Consider the following 15912-nt stretch of genomic DNA (forward strand, 5'->3'; position numbering starts at 1 on the left):
GGTCGTCTGCACGCAACGAGGATACGGACCACGGCGCGATCGCTCAGCGCAGGCGAGCGATCAGCCCGGGTCGTCCGTGCGAAGCAACCGCTGCAGCCCCTCCTGGACCACGGCGGCGACCATCGCCCCCTCGCGGTTGTAGATCCGGCCCTGCGCCAGCGCCCGGCCCATCCCGGCCGACGGTGAGGTCTGGTCGTACAGCAGCCACTCGTCGGCGCGGAACGGTCGCAGAAACCACAGCGCATGGTCGAGCGACGCCACCTGCGTGTCCACACCGGGATGGATGGCGTTCGCCGACCCGATCAGCGTCATGTCGCTCATGTAGGTCAGCGTGCAGACGTGGAAGACCGGGTCGTCGGGCAGTTCGCCCCGATAGCGGAACCACACCTGTTGCTGCGACGCGATGCGTCCGTAGCGAACGACCTTGTCCTCCGGGACGATCCGGATGTCCCAATCCTGCCAGTGACTCATCCACTCGCGCCGTTCCGGGAGTTGGTCGCGCGAATCGGGCAACTCCTCGGGGCCGACCACCGCGGGCATGGTGTCCTGGTGCTCGATGCCCTCGTCACCGACATGGAACGACGAGGACATCGTGAAGATCGCCTTGCCGTCCTGCACACCGGTGACCCGGCGGGTGACGAAGGACCGGCCGTCGCGGATCCGGTCGACGAGATACACGGTGTGCGCGTCCGGATTGCCGGGGCGCAGGAAGTAGCCGTGCAAGGAGTGCACGCTGAACTGTGGCTCCACGGTGCGCACCGCGGCTACGAGCGCCTGTCCGGCGACCTGTCCGCCGAAGGTGCGCTGCAGGTGCGTTTTGACGATAGCGCCACGGAAGATGTCCTTTTCGAGCCGTTCGACCTCGAGGGCCTCTTCGATCGTCGCCATGTGTCTCCTTCTGCTGGTCAAAGGCTAGCAATCCGCCGCGGTCCGAACTTGCGCATTCGGTACGACCCGCGAAGTCGGCAAGATGGACCGGTGCCGACCTTCACGCCCATCACCGTCGACGGTTTGATCACGCTCATCGAGACGCGACTGCAGAGCATCGAAGGGCGGGCCGCGGTGGCCCTCGACGGCGCCGACGCTGCACATCCCGGCGAACTGGCAGACCGACTCGCCGCCAGCGTGCGCAATATCGGCAGGCCGGCTTCGGTGGTGTCGGTGCACGACTTCGTCCGACCGGCGTCGGTGCGGCTGGAATACGGCCACACCGACGAAACCTCCTATCGCAGTGCGTGGTTCGACTATGCCGCACTACAACGCGAGGTGATCGACGGACTGCGGTTGCACGGTAGGTGGCTGCCCCGGCTGTGGGACGAGCACACCGACCGCTCGCCCCGCGCAGCCGCACTGGACGCGGGCGGAACCGACGTCGTGATCGTGGCGGGTCCGATGCTGCGCGGGCGCGGCCTCGGTTTCGATCTCACCGTGCGGCTCGACATGTCCGAGGCCGCGCTGCGGCGCGCCACCGAGCCGGAGCAACTCTGGACTGTGCCTGCGCTGCTACGCCACGAACGCGACGCCGAACCCGCCGACATCGTTGTGCGCTGGGATCATCCGCAGCGACCCGCGGTGCAGCGCTAGCCGGACCGCCTACCAGCCCCGCTCGGCCAAGCGGTGCGACACCGGGAGATCGTCGACGTTGATGCCGACCATCGCCTCACCGAGGCCTCGCGACACCTTCGCGAGGACATCCGGATCGTCGTAGAACGTGGTCGCCTTCACGATCGCGGCCGCGCGCTCGGCGGGGTTGCCGGACTTGAAGATTCCGGATCCGACGAACACGCCCTCGGCGCCGAGATGCATCATCATCGCGGCGTCGGCGGGGGTGGCGATGCCACCGGCGGTGAATAGCGTCACCGGCAGCTTGCCCGCCTCGGCGACCTCACGCACGAGGTCGTAGGGCGCCTGCAGTTCCTTTGCCGCGACGTACAACTCGTCGGCGGGCAATGAGGTGAGCCGCCGGATCTCGTCGCGAATCTTGCGCATATGCGTCGTGGCGTTCGACACGTCGCCGGTGCCGGCCTCGCCCTTGGAGCGAATCATCGCCGCTCCCTCGGTGATCCGGCGCAACGCCTCGCCGAGGTTGGTCGCACCGCAGACGAACGGAACGGTGAACGCCCACTTGTCGATGTGGTTGGTGTAGTCCGCGGGAGTAAGCACCTCGGACTCGTCGACGTAATCGACGCCGAGGCTCTGCAGGATCTGTGCCTCGACGAAATGTCCGATGCGGGCCTTGGCCATGACCGGGATCGACACGGCCGAGATGATGCCGTCGATCATGTCCGGGTCACTCATCCGGGAGACGCCACCCTGGGCGCGAATGTCCGCGGGCACCCGCTCGAGCGCCATCACGGCGACCGCGCCGGCGTCCTCGGCGATCTTTGCCTGCTCCGCGGTGACGACGTCCATGATCACGCCACCCTTGAGCATCTCGGCCATTCCGCGCTTGACGCGCGCCGTACCGGTGGTCTGGGTCGCTTCGGGCGTGCTCACTGCCAACTCCTGCTCGTTGCTCTCGGTTGTCGGCGCACCGGACTCGGCGCGCAGCGCGTTACCCCCACGATTCTAGGCTGCGCCCGTCACGTGCCGATATCCAGTCGAATTCGACTGGTCCGCCAGGTCAGTGGATCGACCTGACCTCGGGTTCCAGCACGGCGCCCGCGACGCGCTGCGCCTCGGGCAGCAGATCGGCGAGTTCGCGCGGATAAACGGTTTCGCCGAGCGCATCCAGTCCCGCGATGTCCTCGGCTGTACACCACCTGTGACCGGTGATGGCGCGGCGTTCGAGCTCGGTCCGTCCGCCGATGTGCGGCTCGAAGGCGGGCGATTCCAGCGCGAAGAACAGTTCCTCGGAACGGATCAGCTCACCGTTGAACGGGAAGACCGCGACGCGGCGCCACATCGGGCCGCGCAACTCCGTTTCGGCGACGATCCGGCCCGTCTCCTCGCGGATCTCCCGCACGGCCGCCATTCGCAGCGTCTCGCCCGGCTCGACGCGACCACCGACGGTGAACCAGAACGACACGTCCGGCACCACCGGGTCGTGCCCCTGTAGGAGCAACGCCCTGCCGTGCTCGTCGAGCAGTACAACCCGCGCGGAGGTGCGCGTGGAGTCCAGGCTCAGTCCGGTCGCCGCAGACGGCGCGGACCGCTCGGCAATCTCGAAATAGATTGGCAGTGGCGCGGTGCCGCCGAGGTGCAGCCAACGCACCGGCCGACGGGTCCGCAGCGCGAGCGTGTCGCGCACCGAGTCGTTGTGGAACCGTCGCGCGATCAGCACCCGGGCTTCCGCGTCGGCCAACTCGGCTACGAGCTGCGGCCGCAGGGTTTCGATGTCGATACGCGACAGCGCCGCCGAGAGTTCGTTCTCCACCCATTCGCGTTCGTCACGGTCGGCCCGCTCGGCGCGGTCGGCCAACGAGACGAGTCGCTTGCTCTGTTCGACGTTGGAGACCGAGGTCGCGCCCGACACCGCACGCGCCACCACGGCGCGGCGGGCCAGCGCGGCATCGAGGGCGTGCCATGACAGATCGGTCCGCACGTGCAGGCGGTCGAGCCGGTTCGCCGTCGAATACGCCAGCAACACCGCGGCGAGAATGAGCGCGGCGATCAGCGCCAGGATGAGGATGGTCAGCGCGGAAATCGTCATTACGATGCCACCCGCACCCGTACATCGCCGACCGTGACGGTCTCGTACACGCGCAGAATCTGGTCGGCCACGACCGGCCAGTCGTAGTCGCCGACCGCGCGGGACGCGGTCGCGATCAGGCTGTCGCGGCGGTCCCGGTCGGCCAGCACGCCATCGATCGCCTCACCGAGCCGGACCGAGTCCCCGGTGGGTACCAGCACCCCCGCCGTACCGTCGCGCAGCACTCGACGGAACGCATCGAGATCGCTCGCCACCACCGCGGTGCCCGCGGCCATCGCCTCGACCAGCACGATGCCGAAGCTCTCCCCACCGGTGTTCGGTGCGCAGTAGACGTCGGCACTACGCATCGCGGAAGCCTTCTCGGCATCGCCGACCTGTCCGAGGAAGCGAAGGTGCTTCGCGCACCGCCCCGCCTCCCGACGGAGTCGATCCTCATCGCCACGGCCGACCACGAGCACCTGCAGATCCGGGTGGCGTTCGACCAGGAACGGCAGGGCCGCGAGCAGGATCGTCATACCCTTGCGCGGTTCGTCGTAGCGGCCGAGGAACAGTATGGTTCCGCCGTCGCGCGGATAGCCGGGCAGCGGTGCCGCATTGCGGAACATCGGCACGTCCACACCGTTCGGGATCTCCACCGCGTCCGATCCGAGGGCCTCGACCTGCCACCGGCGGGCGAGTTCGGACACCGCGATCCGACCGCTGATCTTCTCGTGGTACGGCCGCAGCACACCCTGAAATGTGCTCAGCACAAGCGATTTCGTCGTCGAGGTATGAAATGTGGCGACGATCGGGCCTTCGGCGATCTTGAGGGCGAGCATCGACAGGCTTGGCGCATTCGGTTCGTGGATATGCAGGACATCGAAATCGTTGTCGGTGATCCAGCGCCTGATCCGGCCGTAGGCGGTCGGGCCGAACGACAACCTCGCGACCGAGCCGTTGTAGGGGATCGCGACGGCGCGGCCCGCGGAGACCACATAGTCCGGCAGGACCGTGTTGTCATCGGCCGGCGCGAGCACGCTCACCCGGTGCCCACGCTCGATCAGCACCGCGGCGAGCTCGGCGACGTGCGCCTGCACACCGCCGGGCACATCGAACGAGTACGGGCACACCATGCCGATTCTCACGACTCGGTCCTGCCGTCTGCGGCGATCCGGGCGCGCCGCGCATCGGACAGGTCGGCCATCCAGAGTGGCTGCAGCATGTGCCAGTCGGCCGGGTGTGCGGCGATGTTCGTGGCGAAGCGGTCTGCGAGCGCCTGCGTGGCCGCCTCGACCCCGGCCGAGACGTCGATCTCCGGATGGATCGAGGCACCCCAGCCGTCGTCGGTGAACCAGCAGTGCGCCGGCAGCAGAGCGGCACCGGTCTCGATCGCGAGTTTGGCGGGACCGGCCGGCATCCTGGTCGGCTCGCCGAAGAAGGTCACGGGAACTCCGCGGCGGGCGAGGTCGCGCTCACCGAGCAGGCAGATGACTTTGTTGGTTTGTAGCCGCTGCGACAGCGCGGCGAACGGCGGCTGCGCGCCACCGGTGAGCGGAAAGATCTCGAACCCGAGCGATTCGCGGTAGGCGACGAACCGGTCGTACAGCGACTCCGGTTTCAATCGTTCGGCCACCGTCGCGAACTGCCCGAAAGTCTGCACGAGCCACACTCCAGCCATGTCCCAGTTGCCGCTGTGCGGTAACGCCACGATCGCCCCGCGGCCCTGGTCGAGCGCCGCCTGGATGTGTTCGCGCCCGGCGATGGAGGAATCCACGTCCGCGGCAACGCGCGGCAGATCCATTGCAGGCAGCCGGAAGGCCTCCCGCCAGTACCGTGCGTAGGACCGCAGCGAGGCGGCAATCAAGTCGTCGGGCACGGCGGAAGCATCGACACCGAGCACGCGAGCCAGGTTGCGCCGCAACTGAACCGGTCCCCCGTTGCGGGCGGCAAAGTTCGCGCCACGGTCGAACGCGCCGCGGGCGACCGGCTCGGGCAGCGCCCGCACAAGTCGCCAGCCGCCCGCGTATCCCAGATCCGACAGGCGTTCGCGGACATTCACGATGGTGCATTCTCCGTGCCGTCGGTGGTTGCATTCTCCGTGCCGTCGGTGGCTGCATTCTCCGTGCCGTCGGATGCCGGGCGCTGCGTCGAGATCACGTCGCGCGCCCCGGGCGAGCGGCGCACGGCGAGCACGCGCTGGAACACGGTGACGATGCTGGCCGCCGCGAGCAGCCACATCGCGACGTATACCGCCCATTCCAGCCAGTCGACTCCCCAATACCCGGCGATACCGGTGAGGCCGGTGCCGATGAGCACGATGACCAGCCGGTCGGGCCGCTCGATCAGGCCACCATCGGCGGACAGCCCGCTCGCCTCGGCGCGCGCCTTGGCGTACGAGATCACCTGCGAGGTGACCAGGCAGATCAGGGTCGCGATGAGCAGTGACTTACTGCCCTCGTGGTAGACCCCCCACCAGGCGAGGCCGGCGAAGATGGCACCGTCGGCGACCCGGTCGCAGGTCGCGTCGAGCACTGCGCCATATTTCGTTCCACCACCCCGAGCCCGCGCCATCGCGCCGTCGAGCATGTCGAACATGACGAACAGCCAGATCGCGATCGTGCCCCAGAACAGGTGGCCCGACGGAAACAGCGTGACTGCAGCGGTGATGGACCCCGCGGTGCCGATCAGCGTCACCGCGTCCGGCGTCAGACCGGTGCCGACCAGTGCCCTACCCAGCGGCGCGGTGACCTTCTGAACCGCCTCCCGCCCGAAGAAGCTCAGCACCGCGACAACTCCCGTTCTCGTGCGATCGAATCCACCGCACTGTAACCGGTCACGACTGCCATGCCGAGGCGAGCAACGCCCGCGTCTCACGCAGCAGCTGCGGCATCGTTTTCACTCCGCCGATGATCGTGATGAAGTTGGCGTCCCCACCCCAGCGCGGCACGACGTGCAGGTGCAGGTGTTCGGCGAGCGAGCCGCCCGCGACCCCGCCGAGGTTGAGACCCACGTTGAACCCGTGCGGCCGCGACACCTGCTTCATCACAGTGATAGCGCGCTGGGCGAACGCCATCAGCTCGGCGCTTTCCTCGGCGGTCAGATCCTCGAGCTCGGACACCCGCCGGTACGGCACGATCATCATGTGCCCGGGGTTGTAGGGATACAGGTTGAGCACCGCGTACACCAGCTCCCCACGCGCCACGACGAGCCCGTCCTCATCGGCCATCTTGGGGATGTCGGTAAAGGGCTCCCCCGTCGCGTCGGCCGGTTTCACGGCCTCGGCGATATAGGACATCCGATGCGGGGTCCAGATTCGTTCGAGCCGGTCGGGGTCGCCCGCCCCGCGGTCGACCAACTCCTCCTCGCTCATGCCGGACGCACCGGCTCGGCAGGAGCGGAGCCTGCGGCATCAGCGGAGCCTGCGGAGCGAACGGTTTCCGAAGTGGGCGAAGCATTCTCGCGGCGTGCGATCCACTCGGAGATCAGCGTCACCGCTTCCTCGACCGGGACACCGTTGGCCTGGGTGCCGTCGCGGAAGCGGAAACTCACCGCATCGGCTTCCACGTCCCGTTCGCCGGCGAGCAGCATGAACGGCACCTTCTGCGTGGTGTGCGTGCGGATCTTCTTCTGCATCCGATCGTCGGTGACGTCCACCTCGGCGCGCACGCCCGCGCGCTGCAGCCTCTCGATGACCTGCTCGAGATGCGGTACGTGCGCGTCCGCGACGGGAATGCCCACCACCTGCACCGGCGCAAGCCAGGCCGGGAACGCGCCCGCGTAGTGCTCGGTCAGCACGCCGAAGAAGCGCTCGATCGAGCCGAACAGCGCGCGGTGGATCATCACCGGGCGTTGCTTGGCGCCGTCGGCGCCGGTGTACTCGAGCTCGAACAGATCGGGTTCGAAGAAGTCGAGCTGGATCGTGGACATCTGCCAGTTGCGGCCGAGCGCGTCCTTGGTCTGCACGGAGATCTTCGGACCGTAGAACGCGGCGCCGCCCGGATCGGGCACCAGGTCGAGCCCGGACGCCTGCGCGACCTCGGCGAGCACCGCGGTCGCCTCGTCCCAGGTGGCGTCGTCGCCGACGTACTTCTCCGGGTCCTTGGTGGACAGCTCGAGATAGAAGTCGTCGAGCCCGTAGTCCTTCAGCAGGTCGAGAACGAAGTTCAGGATCGAGGTCAGCTCGTCGCGCATCTGCTCCTTGGTGCAGTAGATGTGCGAATCGTCCTGCGTCATGCCGCGCACCCGGGTGAGTCCGTGCACGACGCCCGACTTCTCGTACCGGTACACCGAGCCGAACTCGAACATGCGCAGCGGCAGTTCGCGGTAGGAGCGCCCCCGCGACCGGAAGATCAGGTTGTGCATCGGGCAGTTCATCGGCTTGACGTAGTAGTCCTGCCCGGGCTTGCGGACCGTGCCGTCCTCGTTGTACTCCGCGTCGAGATGCATCGGCGGGAACATGCCGTCGGCGTACCACTCGAGGTGTCGCGACACCTCGAACAGATGGCCCTTGGTGATGTGCGGAGTGTTGACGAACTCGTAGCCCGCCTCGACGTGCCGCTTGCGTGAGTAGTCCTCGAGCTCCTTGCGGATGATGCCGCCCTTGGGGTGGAACACCGGCAGGCCCGAGCCGAGCTCGTCGGGGAAGCTGAACAGGTCGAGCAGCAGCCCGAGCTTGCGGTGGTCGCGCTTTTCGGCCTCCTCGAGCAGCCGCACGTGCTCGTCGAGCGCTTCCTGCGATTCCCACGCGGTGCCGTAGATCCGCTGCAGGTCCTCGCGATTCTGGTCACCGCGCCAGTACGCGGCGGAACTGCGGGTCAGCTTGAAGGCAGGAATGTGCTTGGTGGTCGGAATGTGTGGGCCGCGGCACAGGTCGCCCCACACCTTCTCGCCGGTGCGCGGGTCGAGGTTGTCGTAGATCGTCAGCTCGTTCCCGCCGACCTCCATCACCTCGGGATCGTCGATGCCGGACTTGTCGGTGATCAGCTCGAGTTTGAACGGCTCGTTCGCCAGTTCGACCTGGGCGGCGTCGACGTCGGTGACGCGGCGGGAGAATCGCTGCGAACCCTTGACGATCTGCTTCATCCGCTTTTCGAGCTTTGTCAGATCCTCCGGCGTGAACGGGCGATCGACGCGGAAGTCGTAGTAGAAGCCGTCCTTGATCGGCGGACCGATACCGAGCTTGGCCTCCGGGAACTCCTGTTGCACGGCCTGGGCGAGGACATGCGCTGCCGAGTGCCGGAGGACGCTGCGGCCATCCTCGGTGTTCGCCGCGACCGGCTCGACCTCGGCGTCGGTATCCGGTACCCAGGACAGGTCGCGCAACTGCCCCTCGACGTCGCGCACGACAACGATCGCGTCGGCGCCCTTGCCCGGCAGGCCGGCTTCCCGCACGGCCGCGCCCGCCGTCGTCCCGGCCGCCACCCGGACCGACTCGAGTGGGACTGTTGAGGCTGGCGTGGTCACGGCAGTGTGCTCCTCGGCTTGGGTTGGGATGGATCCGGTCGATACTCGAGAACTCATCGGCCGACGCTCATGTTATCGGCCGGGCTCGAATGGGAATGGAATGCCATAGGACAGCGCGGTGCCAGTCCGGGCGTCCAACCGCCTCGGAGGTGGCCAGAAATGAGAACACGTTCTAATATTGGTCAAGTCCGGACCAACTATGGGGGAAACATGACCACCGTCCGAACAGTCGATTCCGACGTAGAAATTGCTGAGCCGGAAGCCGTCGACCTGCAAGAACCCGAGGACTACGACGTCACGCCGCCGTCGGGCGGCCGCCGTGACCCCGAGTTTCTGGAACGAGTGATGCCGCTGCTGAAGCTCGCGGTGAAGGGTTGGTTCCGTTCCGCCGTCGAGGGTATCGACAACGTCCCAGCCGTTGGTGGGGCGCTCCTGGTGTCCAATCATTCCGGCGGCCTGCTCGCGATGGACGTCCCGGTCATCGCCGTCGCGTTCGCCGAGCGATTCGGCGTCGAGCGCCCGCTCTACACCCTCGCGCACGACATGTTGTTCGTCGGTCCGGCGAAGTACCTGATGGACCGCGCCGGGTTCGTGAAAGCCGACCGCAAGACGGCCGCGCAGGTGCTGCGCTCCGGCGCCGTCACGATCGTTTTCCCGGGTGGCGACTACGACGCCTACCGGCCGACCGCGGAGGCGAACACCATCGACTTCGCCGGGCACACCGGCTACGTACGCGCCGCGCTGGAAGCGGACGTGCCGCTGGTACCGGTGGTGAGCATCGGCGGCCAGGAAGTGCAGCTGTTCCTCACCCGCGGCGAGGGACTGATGGAGCGCCTCGGGATGGCGAAGCTGCTGCGCTCGAAAATCGCACCGATCACCTTCGGGCTGCCGTTCGGCTTCACCCTCGGCGTGCCGCCCAACTTCCCGTTGCCGGCCAAGATCAGCACCAGGGTGCTCGAACCGATCGATATCCGCGCGGAGTTCGGCGACGACCCCGACATCGCCGAGGTGGACCGAGAGGTACGCAAGCGGATGCAGACCGCGCTCGACGAACTCGCGGCCGCGCGCAGGTTCCCGGTGCTGGGATGAGTACCGCGGGGCGCCCCGGTATCCGAGGACGGATCGGCCACCTGGCGTGGCTGGCCCGGACACTGGTCGGCAGCGGAATGATCGCACCGAGCACGCCTGCCAAGTACGTACGGATGATCGCCCTGTTGCGCAGGCAGGGCACCACTCCCCTGACCGGCCTCAGCCTGTCGGCCATTCGCCGACCGGACGCAACGGCCATCGTCGACGAACGCGGTGAGCTCACCTGGGCGCAGCTGGACCGTCGCTGCGACGCACTCGCCGCCGGCCTTGCAACCTTTGGACCGACCCGCCCCACGACCGTTGCCGTATTGTGCCGCAACCATGCCGGGCTCGTCGAAATGCTCGGTGCCGCAGGAAAACTGGGCGCGGATGCACTGTTGCTCAACACCGGCTTCTCGGGGCCGCAGCTGTCCGATGTGCTGCGCCGGGAGTCGGCAGAGGTGATCGTCTACGACGAGGAGTTCGCCGGGATCGTCGACCAGGCTCGCCAACACAACCCCGACCTGCGCGAGTTGATCGCGTGGACCACCGGAGCGAGCGACGCAGTTGACACCGGAGCGAGCGAGATCCCCACCATCGACGACCTCATCCGGGCCAACCTCGGTGCGCGTGCCGCAAAGCCGGCGACACCCGGCCGCGTCGTGCTGCTCACCTCGGGTACGACGGGCACACCGAAGGGGGCACGACGATCGGGTAGCAGCGGCGGCGCCCTGTCGCTCGCGGCGATGCTGGCCCGAATCCCTTGGAAAGCCGAGCAGACCACGGTTGTGGCCGCACCGATCTTCCATGCCTGGGGGTTCGGCCAGCTCGCCATCGCCGCGAGCATGTGCTGCACCGTCGTGATGCGACGCAAGTTCGATCCGGTGGAGACACTGCGCATGGTCGAGGACAACGACGCCACCGGCTTGGCGCTCGTCCCGGTGATGCTGGAACGCATCATGGAGTTGCCGAGCGAGAAACTCGACGAGTTCCGGCTGCGATCACTGCGTTTCGTCACGGTCAGCGGCTCGCGCATGCGCCCGGAGGCGACCGTCGCGTTCATGGATCGCTTCGGCGATGTCGTCTACAACAGCTACAACGCCACCGAGGCCGGGCTGATCAGTACGGCGACGCCCACCGACCTGCGCGCCGCACCCGATACCGCCGGACGGCCGTTGGACGGCACGTCGGTGCGCATTCTCGACGAGGCCCGCAACGAGGCCCCGGTCGACACGATCGGCGCCATTGCGGTCTACAGCGAGTCCCAGTTCGAAGGCTATACCTCCGGTGACACCAAGGACTTTCACGAGAATTACATGCTCTCCGGGGATCTCGGCCGCATCGACGAGAACGGCCGGCTGTTCGTGGTCGGACGGGACGACGACATGATCGTCTCCGGTGGCGAGAACGTCTATCCGCTCGAGGTCGAACAGACCCTCGACGCCCACCCGGCGGTCCTCGAAGCCGCGGTGATCGGGGTCGACGACGACAAGTTCGGGCAGCGACTGGCCGCGTTCGTCGTGCTGCGACCGGGCGAGGACGCCTCCGCGGAGGATCTGCAGAGCTATGTGAAGCAGCAGCTGGCCGGCTACAAGGTGCCGCGGGCGGTGTCGTTCCTGGACACGTTGCCGCGCAACGCAACCGGCAAAGTGGTCAAGCGTGAACTGATCGAGGAGGCGAATTGACCGACGCGGCGCTGTCGTTCTCGGTATTGACCGGCGGACGGGCACCGGCGCTCGTCGCCGCATCGTCCGGGCCGGATCTCGGCGAGGCGGGATACTCCGAGACCGAGTATCAGGTTTCCGGAATCGCTACGTCCTACACCGCACCCGAACTGCCCGCCGATGGGCGGTATGAACTGTCCGATTCGATCGAGGCGGCATTCACCACCCGCGTCGTCGTCCGGCGTCCCACCGAACCCGCCGGATTCAACGGCACCGTGGTGGTCGAGTGGCTCAATGTCAGCAGCGGACAGGACGCCGCCCCGGACTACACCTACCTGGCCGCCGAACTGGTCCGCGGCGGGTACGCGTGGGCCGGTGTCTCGGCCCAGATGATCGGCGTCGAGGGTGGACACTCCCTCGTCGGCCTGGACGTGGCGGCCGGAAACGGCCTCAAACAGGTTGATGCCGAGCGCTATTGGGCGCTCGACCATCCCGGCGACGCGTTCTGCTACGACATCTTCAGCCGCATCGGCGCCGCGCTCGGCGCGGGTGCCGCGGACGATCCGCTCGCCGGCCTACGCGTCGAACGCCGCCTCGGCATCGGCGAATCGCAATCCGCGTTCGCACTCTCCACCTATGTGAACGGGGTCGCGCCGTTGCGCGGTGTGTTCGACGGCTACCTCATCCACAGCCGTGGCGGCGCGGTTGCGCCGCTCGGCGAGGTGGGCGCGGGAGTGAACCTCGCCTTCGCGAAATCAGGCGTGCCGACCCGGATCCGCGACGATCTGAAGGTGCCGGTGATCGTGGTGCAGACCGAGACCGATCTGTTCGACGACCTGGCCTATCTCCCGGCGCGCCAGCCGGATTCGGACCTCTTTCGGCTCTGGGAGATCGCCGGTACCGCGCATGCCGACAAGTTTCAGATCGGCGAGTTCGAGTCCTTCCTCTCCTGCCCCGAACCGGTCAACCGCGGTCAGCAGGCCTACGTGCTGCGCGCCGCGCTGCGCCACCTCGACACGTGGGCACGCGGCGGCGCGCCCGCGCCCGCGGCGGCACGGCTCGCGATCACCGGCGAGGACGAGGACAGTGAGTTCGTCCTGGACGCGAACGGCAATGTCGAAGGCGGTGTGCGTACTCCGGCCGTCGAGGCACCGGTCAGCGTGCTATCCGGATTCACCGATCCCGAGGCGTCCCGAATCTGCCGATTGTTCGGCAGCACGACCCCGCTCGACAGCGGTCGGCTCGGGGAGTTGTACGCCTCGCGCGCCGATTATCTCGACCGGTACGCACGGGCCGTCGATGCCGCCATCGCCGTGGGATTCGTCCTGGCCGAGGATCGCGACGCGCTACTTGCCGAGGCCGAGCCGGACCTCATCCCGGAGTGAATCCGTATCGGCGCCAATCTCGCCGATGAATTCGTCGAGCACCGAACGGGTCTCGTGGGACAGGATCGTTCCGACATGACCGCCGGGGTGCCAGTGCACCCGGCCACCCCAGGAATCGTGCAGCCGGGCTGCCGCGATCGGCGAGGTCACTCGGTCGTTCGTCGCCGCGACGACGAGGCGCCGCGCTGCGGGGGCGCTCGGTGCGACGGTCGCCGGGTCGACGGCAGCGTTCGCGGTCCGGATCGACTCGGACCGCAGCAATGCGGCCAACCGTGCCCCGCGCCCGCCGGCGCGCTCGAGGTGGTGCGCAAGCGTCTCGTGCAGGTCGAGCATCGGCACGACGACGGCGATGCCGGACACCTCGGGCTCGAGCGCCGCGGCGAGCGCGGCGGTCTGTCCGCCGAGCGAGAGTCCGACCAGGGTGATCGAGCGGGCACCTTGGTCGGCCACCCACCGAATCACGGCGCGCACGTCGGACACGGCACGGAGCGCGGTCGCGATGTTCTCCAGCGGATCGAATCCCGGGTACGGGTGGCCGCGACGGCGACGATTTCCGTGCAATGGAAGCACCGGCAATGCGACGTTCAAGCCGAGTTCTTCGTGTAAGTGACGGGCGCGCAAGGAAACCAGGTCATCGGGGCGACCCTGACCGGCGCCGTGCAGCCAGACCACCCAATGCCGCGGCTCGTCGAGCTTGCCGACGAGACGCAGGGTCGCGTTCTCGGGCTCCGCGTGGCCGGCCCGGGCCAACACGTCCGGAAGCCGCGGCGCGCTGCGGAAATTCAGCCGTTCGAAACGAATCCCGCCGAACTGCCGCTTGACCAGCGTGTGTCGTTCGAGCGGGCCCGGCGCAGGATTACAGCCGGCGACGCCCAATTCGGCCAACTCGTCCGCGACGGCCGCGCACCGGTCCACGGCCCGAGCCAACGTCGGTTCATCGGGTACACGGCGCACGAAGGAGCTGGCGGCGACGAAGAATTCGTCGATCACCGTCTCACCGAACGGCCGCATCGCCACCGCGCCCGGCGGGACGGCGGCATCGGCACTGCGCCGATTCGCCGCGACAACGCTGGCAACCGAGCGCGGCAGCACCGCCGCGAGCAGCCCGAACCGGCTGAGCATCAGCTCGACGGGTTCGGCACAGGGCGCCGCGTTCGACCGCTCAGCCATACGCGCGCTCCGGCGTCGACACGGCGGCGGACAGTTCATCCAGTGCTTGCTCGAGGTAGCAGGCGAACCGCGGCGGGTCGGGCAGCGACTCCGGGGTGGCCACGATGCCGACCGAGAGCCGTCCCGCATAGCTGTAGGCGGTGAGGTTGACGTCGGCCGGCGCGACCGCGACGGCGAACGAGATCCAGTCGACGACCTCGATGTCGCCGATCCAGCGGGTATGCGCCGGACCGGACACGTTCGCGGTGGTGATGTTGTTGACGATGCGTGGCAGCCGGTCCGCGAATAACGCCCGCAGCCGAGGCGCGATGCGGGCGGTGTAGGTCGTGGTGCGTTCGGTGAGGTCGAAACCGAGGCTGCGCCGCAGTCGGACGGCCTGATCGCAGCTTCGCGAGGTCGCTTCCAACCGCTCGGCCGGGTCGGCGAGCTCGGTGCGCAGGTACACACTCGCGGTCGCGATCGCATTTCCCCAGCGCCGCTTGGACTTCAGGTCCGCGGCCACGCCGAAGGTGGCGACCGACGGCCGATCGGGCGATTCGCCGCGGGCGAGCAGTTCGGACCGGACCGCGCCCGCCACGACCGCGTGCAATACTCCGTTGACCTTCGCTCCGGTGTGGTCGGCCACCGACTTGATCGCACCGAAGTCGAGCGACGCGGAAACGCACACGCGGTCCGCGCCACTCGGCGTGTTGAAGCCCGTACGGCGTGCACCGAACCGGGGCGGCAGGTCCTCGCTCCGTCCGAATTCGGCGGCCCTGCGCCGACTGCGCCCCAGCTCCCCCGCCAGTCCGCCGAGCCCACGCAGCGACTGCACGGCGTCGACCACGGCCGACCTGCGCAGCGCGGCGGGCGTAGCGTGCACCGGCGTCCGTGGCGCGCATTGCGTCGCGATGGCACCTGGATCGGGAGCGGTGGCGGCGATCATCGTGTTTAGTGCCGCGAGACCGTCGCAGATCGCATGGTGCACGCGCACAACGACGGCCTGACGGCCACCGGGTAGACCGTGCACCAGCGTCATCGCCCACAACGGTCGGGCACGGTCGAGCTTGCGCTCGGCGAGCCGGGCGCACAGCGGGTCCAGGTCTTCGCCGGTCAGCAGCGTGACCTCGTCGAGGTGCGCGGCGAGGTCGAAGTCGGGGTCGTCCACCCAGAACGGCCGCGCCCCGAAGCCACGCACCGAGGTGACACGCTGTGTGCTGCGCGGCACGAGCCCGAGATAAGGCTGGACTGCCGCCCGCAGCTCGTCGAGCGTGATCGCCCGTCCGCGCCGCGACGAGTCGAGCACGGCGACCTTCAATGTGTGCATCGGCGTGTTGGCGTCTTCCATATTCAGGAAGAGCGCTTCCGATCCCGTGAATCGCTCCATGTGTCGAGCCTTCCCCCAAAAGCAGGCGCGGAAACCTATAAACATGACACCTCGTTACGAATATCATTCGTACCAGCACGTGTGGGTTGCGTCAATTCGAGAGCGCAGGCCGCGCAAGTCCGGCATATCCGCGGAAATCTTGCCGTTATCACCACGGTGAATTGC

14 protein-coding genes are annotated in these 15912 nt (G+C 67.9%); 4 read left to right on the plus strand and 10 right to left on the minus strand.

The window, feature by feature from the left end; all coding sequences use genetic code 11:
* Positions 1 to 60 precede the first annotated feature (60 nt).
* Entirely contained in the window at positions 61 to 888 is an 828-nt protein-coding gene (locus OG921_RS19300) for an acyl-CoA thioesterase II (protein WP_266114134.1), read from the minus strand.
* A gap of 90 nt (positions 889 to 978) precedes the next feature.
* Here OG921_RS19300 and OG921_RS19305 point away from each other — a divergent pair, with 90 nt between their 5' ends.
* On the plus strand, positions 979 to 1584 hold the full coding sequence (locus tag OG921_RS19305) for a hypothetical protein (protein WP_266114135.1): 606 nt from the start codon (positions 979 to 981) through the stop codon (positions 1582 to 1584).
* Between the two features lie 9 nt (positions 1585 to 1593).
* Here OG921_RS19305 and pdxS read toward each other — a convergent pair whose 3' ends face one another.
* The 7 genes from pdxS to thrS all read right to left on the minus strand — a co-directional run bounded on the left by pdxS (position 1594) and on the right by thrS (position 9094).
* A complete protein-coding gene (gene pdxS / locus OG921_RS19310) occupies positions 1594 to 2496 on the minus strand; it encodes a pyridoxal 5'-phosphate synthase lyase subunit PdxS (protein ID WP_266114136.1) in 903 nt (300 codons plus the stop codon).
* A gap of 127 nt (positions 2497 to 2623) precedes the next feature.
* Positions 2624 to 3652, minus strand: coding sequence for an NUDIX domain-containing protein (locus OG921_RS19315; RefSeq protein ID WP_266114137.1), 1029 nt, complete (start codon positions 3650 to 3652; stop codon positions 2624 to 2626).
* The gene (locus tag OG921_RS19320; protein ID WP_266114138.1) at positions 3652 to 4776 is read right to left on the minus strand and encodes a glycosyltransferase family 4 protein; all 1125 of its coding nucleotides are present in this window, start codon (positions 4774 to 4776) and stop codon (positions 3652 to 3654) included. The genes OG921_RS19315 and OG921_RS19320 overlap by 1 nt, the downstream gene beginning before the upstream one ends.
* Positions 4773 to 5690 (minus strand): phosphatidylinositol mannoside acyltransferase, encoded by a 918-nt coding sequence (locus OG921_RS19325; protein ID WP_266114139.1) that lies wholly within the window; start codon positions 5688 to 5690, stop codon positions 4773 to 4775. The genes OG921_RS19320 and OG921_RS19325 overlap by 4 nt, the downstream gene beginning before the upstream one ends.
* Complete coding sequence (gene pgsA, locus OG921_RS19330) at positions 5687 to 6415, minus strand: phosphatidylinositol phosphate synthase (protein ID WP_266114140.1); 729 nt, start codon at positions 6413 to 6415, stop codon at positions 5687 to 5689. Before pgsA ends, OG921_RS19325 begins: the two co-directional genes overlap by 4 nt.
* A 49-nt stretch (positions 6416 to 6464) precedes the next feature.
* Positions 6465 to 7001, minus strand: coding sequence for an HIT domain-containing protein (locus tag OG921_RS19335; protein ID WP_266114141.1), 537 nt, complete (start codon positions 6999 to 7001; stop codon positions 6465 to 6467).
* A complete protein-coding gene (thrS, locus tag OG921_RS19340; RefSeq protein ID WP_266114142.1) occupies positions 6998 to 9094 on the minus strand; it encodes a threonine--tRNA ligase in 2097 nt (698 codons plus the stop codon). The genes OG921_RS19335 and thrS overlap by 4 nt, the downstream gene beginning before the upstream one ends.
* 345 nt (positions 9095 to 9439) lie before the next feature.
* On the opposite strand from thrS, the gene OG921_RS19345 reads away from it, so the two are divergent.
* Genes OG921_RS19345 through OG921_RS19355 form a run of 3 tightly spaced genes read left to right on the plus strand, consistent with a single transcriptional unit; the run spans position 9440 to position 13211 of the window.
* Positions 9440 to 10183, plus strand: coding sequence for a lysophospholipid acyltransferase family protein (locus tag OG921_RS19345; protein ID WP_266114270.1), 744 nt, complete (start codon positions 9440 to 9442; stop codon positions 10181 to 10183).
* A complete protein-coding gene (locus tag OG921_RS19350) occupies positions 10180 to 11847 on the plus strand; it encodes an AMP-binding protein (RefSeq protein ID WP_266114143.1) in 1668 nt (555 codons plus the stop codon). The genes OG921_RS19345 and OG921_RS19350 overlap by 4 nt, the downstream gene beginning before the upstream one ends.
* On the plus strand, positions 11844 to 13211 hold the full coding sequence (locus OG921_RS19355) for an alpha/beta hydrolase domain-containing protein (protein ID WP_266114144.1): 1368 nt from the start codon (positions 11844 to 11846) through the stop codon (positions 13209 to 13211). The genes OG921_RS19350 and OG921_RS19355 overlap by 4 nt, the downstream gene beginning before the upstream one ends.
* Here the strand turns inward: OG921_RS19355 and OG921_RS19360 are convergent.
* Together OG921_RS19360 and OG921_RS19365 are read right to left on the minus strand one after the other, a co-directional pair.
* A complete protein-coding gene (locus OG921_RS19360) occupies positions 13173 to 14381 on the minus strand; it encodes an alpha/beta hydrolase family protein (RefSeq protein ID WP_266114145.1) in 1209 nt (402 codons plus the stop codon). The two genes, OG921_RS19355 and OG921_RS19360, sit on opposite strands and share 39 nt — an antisense overlap.
* Positions 14374 to 15747 (minus strand): wax ester/triacylglycerol synthase domain-containing protein, encoded by a 1374-nt coding sequence (locus tag OG921_RS19365; RefSeq protein ID WP_266114146.1) that lies wholly within the window; start codon positions 15745 to 15747, stop codon positions 14374 to 14376. The genes OG921_RS19360 and OG921_RS19365 overlap by 8 nt, the downstream gene beginning before the upstream one ends.
* Positions 15748 to 15912 lie beyond the last annotated feature (165 nt).

The organism is Aldersonia sp. NBC_00410 (genome assembly GCF_026342035.1).
In the GTDB taxonomy this organism is placed as follows: domain Bacteria; phylum Actinomycetota; class Actinomycetes; order Mycobacteriales; family Mycobacteriaceae; genus Aldersonia.